The 18,461-nt window shown below is 38.2% G+C and carries 20 protein-coding genes; 18 read left to right on the top strand and 2 right to left on the bottom strand.

The genetic code is table 11. The annotated features are described in order from the left end of the window. Window positions 1-10 precede the first annotated feature (10 nt). Both FD735_RS06020 and FD735_RS06015 read left to right on the top strand, forming a co-directional pair. Complete coding sequence (locus FD735_RS06020; RefSeq protein WP_139658740.1) at window positions 11-580, top strand: hypothetical protein; 570 nt, start codon at window positions 11-13, stop codon at window positions 578-580. 211 nt (window positions 581-791) lie between these two features. Continuing rightward, window positions 792-2,189 (top strand): APC family permease, encoded by a 1,398-nt coding sequence (locus FD735_RS06015; protein ID WP_125413137.1) that lies wholly within the window; start codon window positions 792-794, stop codon window positions 2,187-2,189. A 20-nt stretch (window positions 2,190-2,209) separates the two neighbouring features. Here the strand turns inward: FD735_RS06015 and FD735_RS06010 are convergent, their stop codons facing one another. Continuing rightward, on the bottom strand, window positions 2,210-3,058 hold the full coding sequence (locus FD735_RS06010) for a YitT family protein (RefSeq protein ID WP_139658739.1): 849 nt from the start codon (window positions 3,056-3,058) through the stop codon (window positions 2,210-2,212). Window positions 3,059-3,199: 141 nt separating this feature from the next. On the opposite strand from FD735_RS06010, the gene FD735_RS06005 reads away from it, so the two are divergent. Together FD735_RS06005 and FD735_RS06000 are read left to right on the top strand one after the other, a co-directional pair. Next, the gene (locus FD735_RS06005) at window positions 3,200-4,036 is read left to right on the top strand and encodes a DegV family protein (protein ID WP_070697275.1); all 837 of its coding nucleotides are present in this window, start codon (window positions 3,200-3,202) and stop codon (window positions 4,034-4,036) included. A gap of 107 nt (window positions 4,037-4,143) precedes the next feature. After that, window positions 4,144-4,419 (top strand): HU family DNA-binding protein, encoded by a 276-nt coding sequence (locus tag FD735_RS06000; protein WP_001284636.1) that lies wholly within the window; start codon window positions 4,144-4,146, stop codon window positions 4,417-4,419. Window positions 4,420-4,550: 131 nt separating this feature from the next. On the opposite strand, the gene FD735_RS05995 is transcribed toward FD735_RS06000, so the two are convergent. Beyond that, window positions 4,551-5,537 carry an L-lactate dehydrogenase gene (locus FD735_RS05995; protein WP_000127489.1) on the bottom strand — a complete coding sequence of 329 codons (987 nt, stop codon included), beginning with the start codon at window positions 5,535-5,537 and terminating at the stop codon, window positions 4,551-4,553. 195 nt (window positions 5,538-5,732) lie between these two features. On the opposite strand from FD735_RS05995, the gene gyrA reads away from it, so the two are divergent. The 14 genes from gyrA to FD735_RS05920 all read left to right on the top strand — a co-directional run bounded on the left by gyrA (window position 5,733) and on the right by FD735_RS05920 (window position 18,450). Next, the gene (gyrA, locus tag FD735_RS05990) at window positions 5,733-8,201 is read left to right on the top strand and encodes a DNA gyrase subunit A (RefSeq protein ID WP_139658738.1); all 2,469 of its coding nucleotides are present in this window, start codon (window positions 5,733-5,735) and stop codon (window positions 8,199-8,201) included. Further along, window positions 8,201-8,956 (top strand): class A sortase, encoded by a 756-nt coding sequence (locus tag FD735_RS05985; RefSeq protein ID WP_139658737.1) that lies wholly within the window; start codon window positions 8,201-8,203, stop codon window positions 8,954-8,956. The genes gyrA and FD735_RS05985 overlap by 1 nt, the downstream gene beginning before the upstream one ends. A 211-nt stretch (window positions 8,957-9,167) precedes the next feature. Next, entirely contained in the window at window positions 9,168-9,965 is a 798-nt protein-coding gene (locus FD735_RS05980; RefSeq protein WP_139658736.1) for a formate/nitrite transporter family protein, read from the top strand. 149 nt (window positions 9,966-10,114) lie between these two features. Next, window positions 10,115-11,395 (top strand): O-acetylhomoserine aminocarboxypropyltransferase/cysteine synthase family protein, encoded by a 1,281-nt coding sequence (locus FD735_RS05975; RefSeq protein WP_044020622.1) that lies wholly within the window; start codon window positions 10,115-10,117, stop codon window positions 11,393-11,395. 94 nt (window positions 11,396-11,489) lie between these two features. Next, window positions 11,490-12,764, top strand: a complete 1,275-nt coding sequence (locus FD735_RS05970; protein WP_139658735.1) for a DUF2130 domain-containing protein — start codon at window positions 11,490-11,492, stop codon at window positions 12,762-12,764. Window positions 12,765-12,789: 25 nt separating this feature from the next. Further along, entirely contained in the window at window positions 12,790-13,608 is an 819-nt protein-coding gene (locus FD735_RS05965; RefSeq protein ID WP_255296281.1) for a hypothetical protein, read from the top strand. Further along, a complete protein-coding gene (locus FD735_RS05960; protein WP_223363364.1) occupies window positions 13,608-13,721 on the top strand; it encodes a DUF4176 domain-containing protein in 114 nt (37 codons plus the stop codon). The genes FD735_RS05965 and FD735_RS05960 overlap by 1 nt, the downstream gene beginning before the upstream one ends. Window positions 13,722-13,765: 44 nt before the next feature. Then, window positions 13,766-14,527: a hypothetical protein gene (locus FD735_RS05955; RefSeq protein WP_139658734.1), complete on the top strand. Its 762-nt coding sequence runs from the start codon at window positions 13,766-13,768 to the stop codon at window positions 14,525-14,527. Continuing rightward, window positions 14,520-14,789 carry a DUF4176 domain-containing protein gene (locus tag FD735_RS05950; protein ID WP_139658733.1) on the top strand — a complete coding sequence of 90 codons (270 nt, stop codon included), beginning with the start codon at window positions 14,520-14,522 and terminating at the stop codon, window positions 14,787-14,789. Before FD735_RS05955 ends, FD735_RS05950 begins: the two co-directional genes overlap by 8 nt. Before the next feature lie 398 nt (window positions 14,790-15,187). Next, entirely contained in the window at window positions 15,188-15,928 is a 741-nt protein-coding gene (locus FD735_RS05940; protein WP_255296280.1) for a T7SS effector LXG polymorphic toxin, read from the top strand. 315 nt (window positions 15,929-16,243) lie between these two features. After that, window positions 16,244-16,555: a hypothetical protein gene (locus FD735_RS05935; protein WP_139658732.1), complete on the top strand. Its 312-nt coding sequence runs from the start codon at window positions 16,244-16,246 to the stop codon at window positions 16,553-16,555. 1 nt (window position 16,556) lies between these two features. Then, a complete protein-coding gene (locus FD735_RS05930; protein ID WP_139658731.1) occupies window positions 16,557-17,549 on the top strand; it encodes a hypothetical protein in 993 nt (330 codons plus the stop codon). Between the two features lie 116 nt (window positions 17,550-17,665). Next, the gene (locus tag FD735_RS05925; protein WP_139658730.1) at window positions 17,666-17,995 is read left to right on the top strand and encodes a hypothetical protein; all 330 of its coding nucleotides are present in this window, start codon (window positions 17,666-17,668) and stop codon (window positions 17,993-17,995) included. Beyond that, complete coding sequence (locus tag FD735_RS05920) at window positions 17,995-18,450, top strand: DUF5085 family protein (protein ID WP_084945331.1); 456 nt, start codon at window positions 17,995-17,997, stop codon at window positions 18,448-18,450. Before FD735_RS05925 ends, FD735_RS05920 begins: the two co-directional genes overlap by 1 nt. Window positions 18,451-18,461: the final 11 nt, after the last annotated feature.

Below are 18,461 nucleotides of genomic sequence, written 5' to 3'. Positions count from 1 at the left end.
GGAGAAGCAAATGGGATTTTTAAAAAAATTATTCGGTAATGTCGAAAAAGCAAATAAAGGCGAAATTCCTGTTGAGGAAATTGTTCCACCTTTTACAATTGATCTTGCAGAAGAAGCTGATGATTATTGGAGACAAACGGAAGAGCTTCTTTTGATAAACGCTGTAAAAGCTGTTGGTGGTCCTGAGGCAGTAGAACGTGCTTTTGTTCTCGCTAATTTCAAAGAAAACCAAGAAACTTTTGAGCTCTTTTATCAAATAAACGGTCAGCTCCTTTCGTGGAAAGAGATGGATGAAAGTATTGTCGCTAAGATTAGCAATCAACTACTTCCTCAAGCACCAGAGGTAGCTCAAGCAGTAAATGAAAATTACGAAGAAGCGAAGGTTCCAGTCATTGAATACGTAATGCTTCAGTTTGAAACTGCAACCATGGCTTGGTTTGGTCGGAAGCTGACAACAGCTTCTCCAGAAGCACAACTGACTTTTGAAGAATTGGTATCTGGTTGGCGTGCTATCTTGGAACAAGAAGTTCCAAATCGTCCTTTAGATAGTGACCGTCCGTTCCCTTACTTTGAAGTTTAAAATCCCAAATCCCCAAAACCTTTCAATGGAGTGTACTGTTGAGCTTACTCGCTTGATGAGTAACTAATTGAAACAATCAGTGGGTAAAAATGCAAATTCTGAACAGGAATCCTTTCTGTTCAGAATTTTTTTCAAATAAGTACCTAATAAATATTCACAAAAAAACTTTTATATGGTAAAATAAAACAATTACATTTAGTGGAGATGAAGTATGAATATTTTTAGAACCAAGGATGTGAGTCTGAGACAGACAGAGATGCATCGCCATTTGAAATTGTGGGATTTGATTCTTCTAGGGATTGGTGCCATGGTGGGGACTGGGATTTTCACCATTACCGGAACAGCAGCGGCTACCCTAGCTGGTCCATCACTAGTGATTTCCATTGTGATTTCTGCCCTGTGTGTTTCTCTATCAGCACTCTTTTTCGCAGAATTTGCCTCTCGTGTGCCTGCTACTGGTGGTGCTTATAGTTACCTCTATGCGATTCTAGGAGAATTGCCAGCCTGGATTGCTGGCTGGTTGACCATTATGGAATTCATGACGGCTGTTTCAGGTGTGGCGTCTGGCTGGGCAGCTTACTTTAAGGGATTGCTCAGTAATTATGGTATCTCCATGCCGCAAGCCTTGAATGGAACCTTTAATCCTGAACAGGGAACCTATATCGATCTTCTACCTATTTTAGTACTGACATTGGTAACGGGATTGGTTTTATTAAATTCCAAGGCAGCCTTACGCTTTAATTCGCTTTTAGTGGTCTTGAAATTCTCAGCTCTCGCCTTATTTATCCTAGTTGGTATTTGGTACATCAAGCCAGAAAATTGGACAGATTTTGCTCCATTCGGTTTTGGTCAACTATATGGTGGAAGTACTGGGATTATGGCGGGTGCATCTTTGATGTTCTTTGGATTTCTCGGATTTGAGTCTATTTCCATGGCAGTTGATGAAATTCAAAGTCCGCAAAAAAATATTCCTCGCGGAATTGTCCTTTCTCTGACAATCGTCACCATTCTCTATGCTTTGGTAACCTTAGTATTGACAGGGATTGTTCACTACAGTAAGCTCAATGTGGACGACGCAGTAGCATTTTCATTACGGAGTATTGGTATAGGCTGGGCGGCAAATTATGTTTCGCTTGTAGCCATTCTAACCCTGATAACCGTATGTATCTCCATGACTTACGCTTTGTCTCGGATGATTTACAGCTTAGCACGTGATGGACTTTTACCCCAAAGTTTCAAACAATTAAGCAAGACTAGTCGTGTTCCTAAAAATGCGACCCTCCTAACAGGAGTTGCTTCAGCCATTGCTGCAGGAGTGTTTCCTCTAGCCAGTATTGCAGCCTTCTTAAATATCTGTACGCTAGCTTATCTGATTTTGCTAGCCTACGGAATAATAAAACTCAGAAAGAATAAGGGGATGCCAAAAGAGGGAGAGTTTAAAACTCCCTTGGTGCCACTTTTGCCAATTCTTTCCATTCTTATCTGTGTTTCCTTTATGCTTCAATATAGTTTAGATACCTGGATTGCCTTTGGCATTGCTCTTGTAGTTGGTCTAGTTATTTACTTTACTTACGGGTTCCGCCATTCAACCCTCGCAGAAGAAGAATAAAAGCTGGGAATTCCCAGCTTTTATTCTTTCACATAAGTAAATCCTTCACCCAGAATTTCATGAGCCTCAGTGATGGTGATAAAGGCTTGAGGATCAATTTTGTGAATCATATCTTTCATTTTAACGATTTCGTTTCGACCGACGATACAGTAGATAATTTTTAAATCCTTTTTGCTGTAGTATCCTTGACCAGATATAAAGGTAACGCCACGTCCGAGTTCATCGTTAATCTCTTTGGCCAATTGATCAGGATATTGGGTAATAATCATAAATCCTTTACCACCATAACCTCCTTCGCCTATCAAGTCGATAACACGAGCGATGATAAAGTCAAACAAGAGGGTATAGGTAACTAGACGAAGGTCCTGGAAGATAATCAAAATCAACATTAGGATAAAAAAGTCAATCCCAAAGAGCAATTTCCCAATCGAAATATTAGTGTATTTGTTGAGGATACGGGCAACGATATCAGAGCCACCAGTGGTTCCACCAGCATTAAAGATAATCCCTAAACCAACCCCCAGTAAGACTCCTGAGACTAAAGCAACAATGATGAGATCACCTTGCAAGTCGATGTGCAAAGGAATACGCTCAAAAATTGCTAGCCAAACGGAAAGTGAAATAGATCCAAGAAGGCTGGAGTAGAGGGTCTTAGGTCCAAATATTTTCCAAGCCAGGATAAATAAAGGGATATTAATCAAGAGGTTCATCAATGAGACAGGAATCTTAAAAAGGTAGTAGGTAATCAAGGTAATACCTGTCGCCCCTCCCTCAAATAAATGATAAGGAACAACAAAGTAGGTAAGACCGAAGGCATAGATAGCAGCTCCAAGAATAATGGTGATAATCGGTTGAAGTTTTCGAATCATGGCTGTTCCTCACTTTTCTATAGATAGATTATACCAAAAATTCAGTTCTTTTCATCGGATCACTTATGATTTTTTATCATTTTTTTGATATAATAAAGGAGAAAATCCCAATCCTATCAAGAAGAATAGAAAGATTGAATTATGACACAAGTAAAAATTGTAACGGACTCTTCTGTTACTATCGAACCAGAAGTAGTTAAAGAATTAAATATCACTGTTGTCCCTCTATCAGTTATGATTGATAGTGTGCTTTATTCGGATGCAGATTTGAAAGAGGGAGAATTCCTTCATCTTATGCAACAAAGTAAGAATCTTCCTAAAACAAGCCAGCCACCTGTAGGAGTATTTGCTGAGGTATTTGAAGAACTAGGTAAAGATGGTAGTCAAATTATCGCCATTCACATGTCCCATGCCTTGTCTGGAACTGTGGAAGCTGCTCGCCAAGGGGCCAGCCTCTCAACTGCTGATGTAACAGTTATTGATAGTTCCTTTACAGATCAAGCGATGAAGTTCCAAGTTGTTGAAGCCGCAAAACTTGCTAAAGAAGGTAAAGATTTAGAAACGATCTTAGCTCATGTAGAGGACGTCAAAAATCATACAGAACTCTATATCGGTGTTTCGACGCTAGAAAACTTAGTTAAGGGTGGTCGTATTGGACGTGTGACAGGATTACTAAGCTCACTCTTGAACATTCGTGTAGTAATGCAGATGAAAAACCACGAACTTCAACCAATCGTCAAAGGACGTGGAGCGAAAACGTTCAAAAAGTGGCTTGAGGAATTAACCGAGACGCTTTCCAAAAAATCAGTTGCAGAAATTGGAATTTCCTATGCTGGAACGAACGAATGGGCGAATGAGATGAAGGCATTATTGCAACCTTATGTTGAGAAGCCAATCTCTGTATTGGAAACTGGCTCTATTATTCAAACTCATACTGGAGAGAATGCTTGGGCGATTCTAATTCGCTACAATTCCTAAAAAAATAGAGAAAAAATGTTCGAAATAGTGTTTTTGACTTGACCTATAGCCGATTTTAGGATATGATTATATTTGTTAATTAGAAATTATTTGGAGGATTTGTTAACATGGCAAACAAACAAGATTTGATCGCTAAAGTAGCAGAAGCTACAGAATTGACTAAGAAAGATTCAGCAGCAGCAGTTGACGCTGTATTTGCAGCAGTAACTGAATACCTTGCAGCTGGTGAAAAAGTTCAATTGATCGGTTTCGGTAACTTTGAAGTTCGTGAGCGTGCTGCACGTAAAGGTCGCAACCCACAAACTGGTAAAGAAATCAAAATCGCAGCTTCTAAAGTTCCAGCATTCAAAGCTGGTAAAGCTCTTAAAGACGCTGTTAAATAATGAATTTTCAAAAAGCCTATTGTATCAAGCTTCCTAGCTTGATCAACAGGCTTTTTTTGTTTATTTGAAGAGTTGAGTTATGATTCTGTACAAAAAGAAAAAGGTTCCCATGGATGAGAACCTTCTTTTCATTAGTTTTTAGAAGCTGCTTGGAATTCAGGGTTTTTCCATGCTTCATCAATGATAGCTTGCAATTCTTTAGCTGATGCTTGCATTTTTTGAGTTTCAGCATCGTTCAATGGGATGTTAACTGGGCGAACGATACCGTGTGCACCAACGATAGCAGGTTGACCGATAAAGACATTTTCAACACCGTATTGACCTTCTTGGAATACAGAAAGTGGTAGCACCGCATTTTCATCGTCAAGGATAGCACGAGTGATACGAGCAAGGGCAACGGCGATACCGTAATAAGTAGCACCTTTTTTGTTGATGATTGAGTAAGCTGCATCACGAACTGAGATGAAGAGTTCAACAAGGTCAGCTTCATTCAAGTCACGGTTAGCTTGCAACCATTGTTCCAATTTAACACCGGCAACGTTAGCGTGTGACCAAACAGCAAACTCGGAGTCACCGTGTTCACCCATGATGTAGGCGTGAACTGAACGTGCATCAACACCGATAGTTTCAGCAAGTGCTTGACGGAAACGAGCTGAGTCAAGTGAAGTACCTGAACCGATAACGCGTTCTTTAGGGAAACCTGAGAATTTCCATGTTGAGTATGTCAAGACGTCAACTGGGTTAGCAGCAACAAGGAAGATACCGTCAAATCCAGATGCAACAACTTGTTCAACAATTGATTTGTTGATTGCCAAGTTTTTACCTACAAGGTCAAGACGAGTTTCACCTGGTTTTTGTGGAGCACCAGCAGTGATAACTACAAGGTCTGCATCCGCACAGTCTTCGTACTTAGCTGCATAGATTTTTTTAGGTGAAGTAAAAGCTAGCGCGTGGCTAAGGTCTTCAGCATCACCAACTGCTTTTTCAAACAATTGAGGAATTTCAATGATACCAAGTTCTTGTGCAATTCCTTGTGTTACGAGGGCAAAAGCGTAAGATGAACCTACGGCACCGTCACCGACAAGGATCACTTTTTTGTGTTGTTTAGTTGCTGTCATTTGTCTAAACATCTCCTTTATTTTATTAAGGGGGAACCCCCATTTGATTTCATTCTATCACTTTTGCTAAGCTTTGTCACGGATATACCTTCGGGATAAGTATGTAAACGTTTTAGTGGTTTCAGAAGGCTGAAATGAAGGACGAATTATGGTATAATATATCTAATTACTAATAGTGAAATGAGGCATTTATGAATGCAGGATAAAAACTTAGTGAATGTCAATCTGACAAAGGAGATGAAGACCAGCTTTATCGACTACGCCATGAGCGTTATCGTCGCGCGGGCCCTTCCTGATGTTCGAGATGGCTTAAAACCTGTTCACCGTCGTATTCTTTACGGAATGAATGAACTAGGTGTTACACCAGACAAACCTCATAAAAAATCAGCCCGTATTACAGGGGATGTTATGGGTAAATACCACCCACACGGAGATTCCTCTATTTACGAAGCCATGGTTCGTATGGCCCAGTGGTGGAGCTACCGTTACATGCTTGTTGATGGGCATGGAAACTTTGGTTCTATGGACGGGGATGGTGCAGCCGCGCAACGGTACACTGAGGCACGTATGAGCAAGATTGCTCTTGAAATGCTTCGTGATATCAATAAAAACACCGTTGATTTCGTAGATAACTACGATGCTAACGAACGTGAACCCTTGGTTTTGCCAGCTCGTTTTCCAAACCTTTTGGTCAATGGGGCAACTGGTATCGCTGTTGGGATGGCAACCAATATTCCACCTCACAACTTGGGTGAAACCATTGATGCAGTGAAGTTGGTTATGGATAATCCTGAAGTGACGACTAAGGACTTGATGGAAGTCTTGCCTGGTCCAGATTTTCCGACTGGTGCTCTTGTTATGGGGAAATCAGGGATTCATAAGGCTTATGAGACTGGTAAAGGTTCCATTGTCCTTCGTTCTCGTACAGAGATTGAAACCACTAAGACGGGTCGTGAGCGTATCGTTGTAACGGAATTCCCTTATATGGTTAATAAAACCAAGGTACATGAGCATATTGTTCGCTTAGTTCAGGAAAAACGAATTGAGGGCATTACAGCCGTACGTGATGAGTCCAACCGTGAAGGCGTTCGCTTTGTAATCGAGGTTAAACGCGACGCGTCTGCCAACGTTATCCTTAACAACCTCTTCAAGATGACCCAGATGCAAACCAACTTTGGTTTCAACATGCTCGCGATTCAAAATGGCGTGCCAAAAATCTTGTCCCTTCGTCAAATTTTGGATGCTTATATCGAGCACCAAAAAGAAGTGGTTGTTCGCCGTACTCGTTTTGACAAGGAAAAAGCAGAAGCGCGTGCGCACATCTTAGAAGGTCTTTTAATTGCACTTGACCATATCGACGAAGTGATTCGTATCATTCGTGCCAGTGAAACAGATGCGGAAGCGCAAGCTGAGTTGATGAGCAAGTTCAAGCTTTCTGAACGTCAAAGTCAAGCTATCCTTGATATGCGTCTTCGTCGTTTGACAGGATTGGAACGTGATAAGATTCAGTCTGAATATGATGACTTAATTGCTTTGATTGCAGATTTGGCTGATATTCTTGCCAAACCTGAGCGCGTGGCGCAAATTATCAAAGAGGAATTGGACGAAGTCAAACGCAAGTTTGGTGACAAGCGTCGTACGGAGTTGATGATTGGAGAAGTCTTAACTCTTGAAGATGAAGATTTGATTGAAGAAACGGATGTCTTGATTACCCTATCTAACAAGGGCTATATCAAACGTTTGGACCAAGGTGAGTTCACTGCTCAAAAACGTGGTGGCCGTGGAGTTCAAGGTACGGGAGTTAAGGATGATGACTTTGTGCGTGAGTTGGTTTCAACCAGCACCCATGATCATTTGCTCTTCTTTACCAATAAAGGACGCGTATACCGACTAAAAGGTTATGAAATACCTGAATACGGTCGTACTGCTAAGGGCTTGCCAGTTGTCAATCTATTGAAGTTGGACGAAGGTGAGAGCATTCAGACCATCATCAACGTTGAGTCTGAACGTAGTGATGACGCCTATCTCTTCTTTACAACTCGTCACGGTATTGTGAAGAGAACCAGTGTTAAAGAGTTCGCTAATATTCGTCAAAATGGACTGAAAGCCTTGAATCTCAAGGATGAAGACGAATTGATTAATGTCTTGCTGACAGAAGAAGATACGGATATTATCATTGGTACCAAGTTTGGTTATGCTGTTCGCTTTAATCAATCAGCTGTTCGTGACATGAGCCGTATCGCGACTGGTGTTCGAGGAGTCAATCTTCGTGAGGGTGACACAGTAGTTGGCGCTAGCGTGATTACAAACCAAGATGAGGTTCTTATTATCACTGAAAAAGGATATGGTAAACGTACACTTGCTACTGAATATCCTACTAAAGGCCGTGGTGGTAAAGGGATGAAGACAGCCAATGTTGCTGAGAAGAATGGTCCTCTGGCAGGTCTCCTCACTGTTAAGGGAGATGAAGACCTGATGATTATCACAGATACAGGTGTCATGATCCGTACAAACGTTGCCAATATTTCACAAACGGGACGCTCAACTATGGGAGTTAAGGTGATGCGTCTAGATCAGGATGCTAAGATTGTGACCTTTACAACGGTTGCTGCGGCAGAAAAAGAAGAAGTTGGGACTGAAATTGAAACAGAAGGTGAAGCATAATGTCTCATAGAAGAACGAAAAATAAAAAGAGTAAGAAAAACAAGCGCAGAAATCTATTTATCAATATTTTAGCAGGTTTCTTAATTCTTCTTTCCCTAGCCTTGATTTTTAATTCAAAGATTCGTGATATCTTTTTGGTCTGGAATACCAATAAATACCAAGTCAATCAAGTCACTAAGGAAAATATAGATGAAAATCTAAAAACAGAAGGAAATTTTGATTTTGACTCTGTTAAGTCTATTTCATCTGAAGCTGTATTGGCTTCTCAATGGGATGCTCAGAAACTTCCCGTTATTGGAGGTATTGCTATTCCCGAAGTGGAGATTAACTTACCGATTTTTAAAGGGTTGGATAATGTAAACCTGTTCTACGGAGCAGGGACCATGAAACCAGACCAAAGAATGGGAGAAGGGAACTATTCTCTAGCTAGTCACCATATCTTTACTGCTGAAAATGCCAGTCAAATGCTCTTCTCACCTTTGGTCAATGCCAAAGCAGGTATGAAAATTTACCTGACGGATAAGGATAAAGTTTATACTTATGAGATTACAGAAGTTAAACGTGTTACACCAGACCGTGTAGATGAAATCGAAGATCGTGATGGCGTAAAAGAGATTACTTTGGTTACCTGTGTTGATTATAATGCGACTGAGCGTATAATCGTCAAAGGAATCTTTAAAGAATCAAAAGCTTATTCTGAGACTTCTGAGGATATTTTGAAGGCCTTTAATCAACCGTATAGACAACGATATTAAGAATGAATGAACCAGTGAAGTGCTATTTCACTGGTTTTTTATATGAACAAATAGAATCAAAATAGTTCTTATGAAAAAGGTTTGTAAGCCTCACGATAAAGATTTTGAAAAAGATTTTTAAGATAAATATTTTAGAATTTTACAGAAAACGCTTTCGAGAAAACGAGAATTATGTTATAATTATCACAAATAAAAGTTTTAGGAGTTTTTTATGGTCTCTTCAGAATTTATTTCAAAGATTGAATTTGCTTGCAAAAAGAAAGAAAGTCTTTATAGTCAAAGTAAGTTTAAGTATGCGATTCGTTCCATGTTTGCAGGTGCTTTTCTGACATTTAGTACGGCTGCGGGCGCAGTTGGGGCTGACTTGATTAATAAGATCGCTCCAGGTAGTGGACGTTTCCTCTTCCCATTTGTTTTTGCTTGGGGATTGGCCTACATTGTTTTCTTAAATGCTGAACTGGTAACTTCAAATATGATGTTCTTGACAGCTGGTAGTTTCTTGAAAAAAATCTCTTGGAGAAGAACAGCTGAGATCTTACTTTACTGTACCTTGTTCAATCTCATCGGAGCTTTGATAGCAGGTTGGGGCTTTGCCCACTCAGCAGCCTATGCAAATCTAACACATGATAGCTTCATTTCAGGGGTTGTAGAGATGAAGTTAGGCCGTTCAAATGAATTAGTCTTGCTTGAAGGTATTTTAGCCAATATCTTTGTAAACATTGCCATTCTTTCATTCGTTTTGGTGAAAGACGGTGGCGCAAAACTTTGGCTTGTTTTGTCAGCAATTTACATGTTTGTATTCTTAACAAACGAACACATTGCTGCGAACTTTGCTTCTTTTGCGATTGTTAAGTTCAGCGTTGCAGCAGATTCAATTGCTAACTTTGACATACCTAATATTCTTCGTCACTGGGGTGTAACCTTTGTCGGAAACTTTATCGGAGGAGGTCTCTTGATGGGCTTGCCATACGCTTTCCTCAATAAAAACGAAGATACTTATGTCGATTAAAAAACGGGCACGAGTGAATCGTGCTTTTTTGTTTGATGTGTAAGACTAGTCATAGTTGTTCCTTATATCAAAATATAGAAAAACGGTATTGGAAAAGACTAGCACAAGATGATACAATATCCCTAATGAAGCTATTTGGAGGTCGTCATATGACTCGTGATTTTAAATTTGAAACTCTACAATTACATGCTGGGCAAGTAGTTGATCCAGCAACTAAGTCTCGTGCAGTACCGATTTATCAAACAACATCCTTCGTTTTTGATGACACGCAAGAAGGTGCCGATCTGTTTGCCTTGAGAAAACCAGGGAATATCTATACTCGTATTACCAACCCTACAACAGCAGCCTTTGAGGAAAGAATCGCTGCTCTTGAAGGTGGTGTTGGAGCACTAGCGACAGCATCAGGGATGGCTGCTGTAACCTACACTATTTTGGCGCTTGCTCACGCAGGTGACCATGTGGTGGCAGCGTCAACTATTTACGGAGGGACCTTCAACCTCTTGAAAGAAACCCTTCCTCGTTATGGGATCACAACAACCTTTGTAGATGTGGATAATTTAGAGGAAGTGGAAGCAGCTATCAATGACAATACCAAGCTTGTCTTGATTGAAACCTTGGGGAATCCCTTGATTAACATTCCTGACTTGGAAAAATTGGCAGAGATTGCGCATAAACACCAGATTCCTCTCGTTTCGGACAACACTTTTGCCACACCATATTTGATTAACGTCTTCTCTCATGGTGTAGATATTGCCATTCACTCAGCAACCAAGTTTATCGGTGGACATGGTACGACTATTGGTGGAGTGATTGTCGATAGTGGTCGTTTTGACTGGGAGGCTTCAGGGAAGTTCCCTCAATTTGTTGAGGAAGACCCAAGTTACCATAACTTGAGCTATACTCGTGATGTGGGTGCAGCAGCCTTTATTATCGCTGTTCGTGTTCAATTGCTCCGTGATACAGGTGCTGCCTTGTCGCCATTTAATGCCTTTCTCTTGCTCCAAGGGCTTGAAACTCTCTCTCTTCGTGTTGAACGTCATGTGCAAAATGCAGAGAAAATTGTTGATTTCCTTGTAAATCATCCTAAGGTAGAGAAGGTAAATTATCCAAAACTAGCTGACAGTCCATATCATGCCTTGGCTGAGAAATATTTGCCAAAAGGTGTTGGTTCAATCTTTACCTTCCATGTTAAAGGCGGAGAGACAGAAGCTCGCAAGGTAATTGATAATTTGGAAATCTTCTCTGACCTTGCAAACGTGGCAGATGCCAAATCTCTTGTTGTCCATCCTGCGACAACCACTCACGGTCAATTGTCAGAAAAAGACCTAGAAGCAGCAGGTGTCACACCCAACCAAATCCGCTTGTCTATCGGACTTGAAAATGTAGAGGATTTGATTGAAGATTTGCGTTTGGCCTTGGAAAAAATTTAAAGTAACAGATATAAACAGTGGGTTTCGACTCACTGTTTTTGATTTTCCCTCAGGCATGATATAATGGTTACAGAAGTCTAGAAAGAGGGAAGTTATGAACGAAATCAAATGTCCCAACTGTGGGGAAGTCTTTACAGTAAATGAAAGTCAGTATGCCGAACTTTTATCCCAAGTGAGAACTGTTGAGTTTGATAAGGAATTGCACGAGCGAATGAAGCAGGAGCTGGCCTTGGCTGAGCAGAAGGCTATGAATGAGCAACAGACTAAACTGGCTCAAAAAGACCAAGAAATTGCGCAACTGCAGAGTCAAATCCAAAAGTTTGATACAGAGAAGGAATTGGCCAAGAAAGAAGTTGAACAGACAAGCCATGAGGCCTTATTAGCAAAGGACAAGGAAGTGCAGGCCTTGGAAAGCCAATTGGCTACATTGCGTTTAGAGCATGAAAATCAACTGCAAAAGACCCTTTCTGACCTAGAAAAAGAACGGGATCAGATCAAAAATCAACTCCTCTTGCAAGAAAAGGAAAATGAGTTGTCTTTGGCTTCTGTTAAGCAGAATTACGAAGCCCAGCTCAAGGCTGCTAGTGAACAAGTCGAATTTTACAAGAATTTCAAAGCCCAACAATCTACAAAAGCTATCGGGGAAAGTCTAGAACACTATGCGGAGAGTGAATTCAATAAGGTTCGCAGTTTTGCCTTTCCAAATGCCTACTTTGAGAAGGATAACAAGGTTTCTACGCGTGGGTCTAAAGGCGACTTTATCTTCCGTGAATGTGATGAAAATGGGGTGGAAATCATTTCCATTATGTTTGAAATGAAAAATGAAGCGGACGGAACAGAGAAGAAGCACAAGAATTCGGACTTCTACAAGGAGTTGGATAAAGACCGTCGGGAGAAGAACTGTGAGTATGCAGTTTTAGTAAGTATGCTTGAAGCTGATGACGACTCCTTTAATACAGGCATTGTCGATGTTAGCCATGTGTATGAGAAGATGTATGTGGTTCGTCCCCAGTTCTTTATCCAGTTGATTGGTCTCCTGCGAAATGCGGCTCTTAATTCTTTGAAATACAAGCAAGAGTTGGCCTTAGTCCGGGAGCAAAATATTGATATTACGCATTTTGAGGAAGATTTGGATGCCTTCAAAGTAGCTTTTGCCAAAAACTACAACTCTGCTTCAACCAACTTTGGTAAAGCCATCGATGAAATCGATAAAGCCATCAAGCGTATGGAAGAGGTTAAGAAATTCCTAACAACATCCGAAAACCAACTCCGCTTAGCTAACAACAAGCTTGAAGATGTTTCGGTCAAAAAATTGACTCGTAAAAATCCAACCATGAAAGCGAAGTTTGAAGCGTTGAAGGGGGAGTAGAATTCCCTTAGGAACAGAGATTTATATGAAAAGAGCTATAGAAATTATTAGAACATGGTCAGCTGATAAAATAGAATTAATTTTTCTTAAAATTATATTTAAATATTTGCTGTATTTTTTAGTGTTTTCAACAGTAATGGTTTATGTCTATATTTTTAACAATTCATCGACCACTTACACAAATGTATTAACAGTATTTCTTGTCCTTCTTATATTGTTTATTCTTCTATCTAAACTATTACTTGATAAGGCTTTAATTGATATTTTATTTGAGGATATCAATTTAACAAAGTATGAAGAAATAGTTGCTAGAGCTGAGGAAAATTCTTTATATAGGAATGTTCAGATTCTTCCAAAATATTTGGCAAATGCAAGAGTATCCTTTTATAGAGGAGATTTCCAAGATAGTTTAGAATTGCTGAATAAAATAAAAAATAGTAGTCTAAAAAAATCCAAAAATCTGTACTATGTATTTCATATCAAGTATTATAGCATCCTAAACTTGGTTCATTTGAATGATTGTTTAGAATTGCAAGAATTAATGGTAGAAATTGAAGTACTAACAAGTAATGTTCAATCGCAAATTTTAAAATATCAGAAAGAAATTTTGAGTTTAAAAGCTATTGTTGATATCTATTGTAATAGAATATCAAATGACTATTTTGACACTGCGGAACCAGAAAATAAGTTAGCTCGAATCATGTTCTCTTATTACGGTGCTCTCAATGCCCAATTAAAAGGAGACGAAGCTCGTGCTCGTAGTTTGTTTGAAAGTATAGCCTATGAAAATCCAGAACTATTTTATGTTCAGGAAGCGCAGAAATATTTAGAAGGAGAAAACTGATGTCGGAACGTAGAGCTTTACCGATTGGAAGTGTTGTTCGAGTGAGAGAAGGTGTGGAGCCTGTCATGATTGTTAATCATTGTCCAGATACTAAAAAGCAGAGGCAAAAATGAAACTAGGACCATTTGGATTGGGCTTATCAATAGGGTGGTAAAACATGGAAATACAATTACAATTACGTGGAAACTCAGAAGGATTTATACTTCAGTCAAAATTACCTGATGATGAACATTGGACTGAAAGAATTGAAATCGTTCAAGAAGAGGAAGGTTATCGTCTATATGCAAAAGATGTAGAAATTCTTGTCTTGAAAGAATCAGAATATATTTCTAAAAAGAAAAGAATAGTCGCAAGAGGGTTAAATAAGGATTTGATTTATTATGAAGAAAAAAGACTTGATCATTTATGGGAACAAGCATACTGGCATGGAGTTTTTCAATTTAATTTAAATAACTATGAAATGACGCGTGTAGGTTCAGGTAGTAAAGGAGATATTTTACCTGTCACAAAAGATGGCATTCCGATTGCCGTTTATGCTGCAAGTAATATTGCAATTGCTGGAAAGAGAAACTTTTCTCTCTATACTGAAAATATTGACGAAATTGACAATTTACTGATGTTTTACGTAATTGATTATATTAGGGGATATGACTTTTTAAATATTGATTCTTTATCTGCAAGATATCGTTTCTTTTATCAATTCGATGATCGCTCAGCTATAACGAAGGAACATTTAGATATGCTTCCAGAGGAGAGAAGACCATCTAAGTTAGAGGCGTTTATCATTTATTTTTTGTCAGCCTTCCTTGTTGTGGGTGTAAGCTTGGTATCATTACGCCCTTTATTCGCATTTTTAGTAGGATTACTAATACATTATATTTATACTATCATAAAGAATTGGAGAAATAGAGATGAATAAAAATTGGTTGCCACTCGGAACAACTGTTTTATTAAAGAATGGGACTCAACCTATTATGATTGTCGGGCGCTATCAACAGAATAGTGAAGGGAAAGTTTTTGATTATTCTGGGGTCCTAAACCCTCAAGGCTTTGAAGATTCCCAGTCAATGTATTTGTTTGATGCCGAGAAAATTGAGCAGGTGTTATTTAAAGCTCACGTAACAGAGTTTGAGAAAGAGTTTATCACAAGATTAGAAGAGTTCGTTTCTAGCGATAAATAGGTCTGAGTTTTATTAACAGCTTGTGAAAACTTTCGTTACTAAAAAAATGAATAATGAAGGAGTAGTAGGAAGTGTTTTGATAAACTGAAAAGGACGGCAAGCAAGGTTATTTTGATTTTGGAGCCGTCATATTCCACTAGGGTTTATTAATCAAAACTTAACAAAGAGGAGTTTTATGAAGTGCGATTACTTGGCTATATTGATCGTAGATTTCAAGATTTTTTGAGTCGCTATGATGAGGAAGTTTCAAAATCACCTATGACCACTTTACCGTAGATGATTTTAAAAAGTGACATACAAATCCTAGGATTTCATTCTAGGATTTTCTATATGGTGAGAAAATGTTATAATGAAGATTAAGTAGAATTGATGTATCCGAAGTTCGAGTTCAAAAAGAGTTGTTAGTTATTTCGGTAAATAGTATCAAGGAGCAACTATCTGTCTCGAGAAGCCGTCTATCAGAGGTCGTTTCAACTGATAGCTTTAAAGGAGCAGTGAAGGATGCCATTAACCAGAAGGTGACCAACTATCAGATACCACTGGTTGATAACTATGTCAATGCCCTAGATAGCATTGTCAGTCGCTATGATGGACTTGTGAAGCTCTTTCAAGACATGGTGTCAGAGACTGACAACAATGCCATTATTAAGACAGAATATCTAGAACACATCAAGCAACGGATGAAAGATCCGATCGAGGGATTAAAGAGCAGTTCCAGTAAGACACAAAATATCTATGCAGGGATTAGCGATATCCTAACGTTAACGAATTCTAGTTTGGATAGTGTAAATACAAGCTATAATCAAGCAGTCAAGAGTTTAGATGATACCATAAAGAACATGGAGGCTTTTAATAGTGTTCTTCTAAAAACAGATACATTTGACCTCATAGATATGCAAAATAGTGAAATCGCTACCCTATCAGGTTATGCCTCTCTTCCATATGGGAACCGCGTATCGAGAAATTATTATAATCGAACTCAGTTTAAAAACTCAGTTTCAGAGATACACACAGCTATCCATAGCAACTCCAAAGCTGTGAAGTACCAAAATGCTCTCGCAAAACAGCTTGCCGAGTCTAAGTATAGTGGGACGGTAAATCTCAGAACAGCAAAAAGAAATTTCTGTATCGAAAATTAGTGAAACTTTTGGTTTAACTCCTCCTGAAGCAGAAGATGTTTTAGATTATATTAAATCAATGGGGGAAGCTATCATTACCTATCGAGGAGCAAATATTTTTCTTAATGGTATAAAAATAACAATGGATAGCCAAGGAAGAATGAGATGGGGTAATAGATTCCTTTTCAAATCTAATGCGGTTTCAAAGAGTCTGTTAATCCACTAAATGATTTTAAAGGCTGGAGAGAGGTAGGGAAAGTTGGCAAAGCGTTTAAATTAGCTGGAGGAATTTTAACAGCTATAAATATCTATAATAATTTTAGGGAGAATGTGGATATGTCTGATGGTATCTCGGCCAAAGAAGCGCGGGACTTTACGATTGATTCAGCCGTTGATATTGGATCAGGTGCTGCAGCTGCTGGATTGGGGGCTGCCATTGGTTCGGCCTTCTTACCTCCGTTAGGAACAGTAATAGGAGCGGGTGCAGGGATTGCTATCAATTATGCTCTAAATCATGTTAAGTTACCATTTGTTGGTAAGAGTGTAGTTGATACGATAAAAGATTTTGGGAAGGATATAGGAGATAGTATAGGAAATAGTATAGGAAATAGTATAGGTAATGTAGTAAGTTCTATGTTTGGAGGTTAATATGGAAGAAAAAACAGTGAAAGAAGTTGAAGAATTAAATAAAGTATATTTTAAAAGCTTAGCGAATACTCGCGCATCTGCAAGTATGATGGTTATTTCGTTCACAGGAGCCTTCGCTTCGGCATTGTTTCTGCTTTTCCAATATTTTTATTTTGTTAAAGGCTACGGAATAAATCCTTTGGAAAATTACTTTTTTGATTTTGTTTTGATTTATGTTATTTATCTTGTCGTGGCAACCTTTATTCCGCTAGGAATGACATTTATTTATCGTAGACAGATTTTATCAACCATATTATTACTTTTATCTTATATAGGTATTTTTTTATCTTTGATACTTATATCTTATATTATTCTTGTTTATTCAGGGACTAATTTGCAAGAATATAACGAACGTTCATTATACACCATTCCTTTTTTGTTAATCTGTACAGTTGTTGGTTTTGTTTATCACTATTTTTGGCTAAAAAGCGAGTTAAAAAAAGGTTTTTCTACCAATAGAACAATGGGTAATTATTTTGCGAAATCTAGTACCCGCAATAATAATTCTCTTCTCATTATTTTTACAGTTTCCATGCTAGGCGGTGTTCTTTCTGGTAAGTTTGCGCTAGTTTTAGGAATTCTAACAGCGGTACTTTTTAGCTATGGCTTCTCCCAACTCATCACAGAAGTCGCCTATCTTTTATATCTAAAAACTCAAAGCAAGGAGTATTGGGAAGATGTACCTAAGAAAAAAGAGACTTTTCGAAATTTATTTAAGGATTTCAGTTTGAAGAAAGCAAAGATTAGAATTTCCCTTGAGATTTTGTTTTGTTCAATATTCCTAGGTATTATGTATAATATAGGCTATTTTAGTCCTAGTTCATACACCCCCCTTTGGCTTATTTGGTTTGGGAGAACATTTATAATTTTGATAGGACTGGATATTTTGGGGAGCTTTATTCTATCTATGATGAAAAGATTAAAAACTGGATTCAAAAAAGGAAAGAAAAAATGAATTTTAAATAAAGAGAATTAAGTCTTACAAATTTAATTGGTTTTAGATTGGAATTAACTCCCTCAGCCACTTTCTTTGATCGTTTGATCTCAGATTCTAAGGGGTTTAAACTCCAGATGATACAAAACGGATTTTATGCAGATGGTCCAATATTTTACAGTTACAATCCAATGAAAACTGTTCAAGATGTTCTTGTATTTACAACAGTTGGGAATAAACTTGAGATAAAGGGAGAAAATACTTCAGGTATTTTCTTTCAGGAGTCGTTAAATTTCACAACCGATTTTTATTATCGCCATTATAATCAAGAAGAGCCAATCCCATATGAAGAAATCGAAAAAGAAATTTCAAAGTTAGGATTTAAATTAGTAAATATTATTCATGTCGTATTGGATCTTTATGGAGACTATGTAATTGACATGTATTGTGAGGTTGAAAAAGATTGATGAAACTACCAGAAAATGTTGTCAAAGTTAATAAAATTGCTTTTCAAAATGTGGTTAGACAGAGACTATCATTTCATTACAGTGAGATGGAAGAGCATTTGGAGCAGTTTATAAAAGGAATTGTAGAAGCGGGCTATCAATTAAAAGGCCCGTTCTTTTACAGTTTGAATAACGTTCCGTTAAATGAAGTAATAGAAATTGAGTTATTTATGCCTATATCCAACGATTTATTTAGTTTAAAAGGTTATAATTTTTCAACTTATTTTGAAATTAGCAATTTATTAAAAACGATTATTAAAGGAGACCTTAAGACTTTGACAGAAATAGAATATGCAAAATTAATAATAGCATTGGAAAAAAATGATTTGGAGATGGTAACCCCTTTTTATCACGTGGTTCCCAAAAACGGATTAGAATATTTAGAATTATTGGTAGGCTATTCCGAAAATATTTAGTAATGTAACTA

Origin of the sequence: Streptococcus sp. 1643 (assembly GCF_006228325.1) — a bacterium.
Classification (GTDB): domain Bacteria; phylum Bacillota; class Bacilli; order Lactobacillales; family Streptococcaceae; genus Streptococcus.
This window is presented reverse-complemented; position numbering and strand designations above follow the sequence as displayed.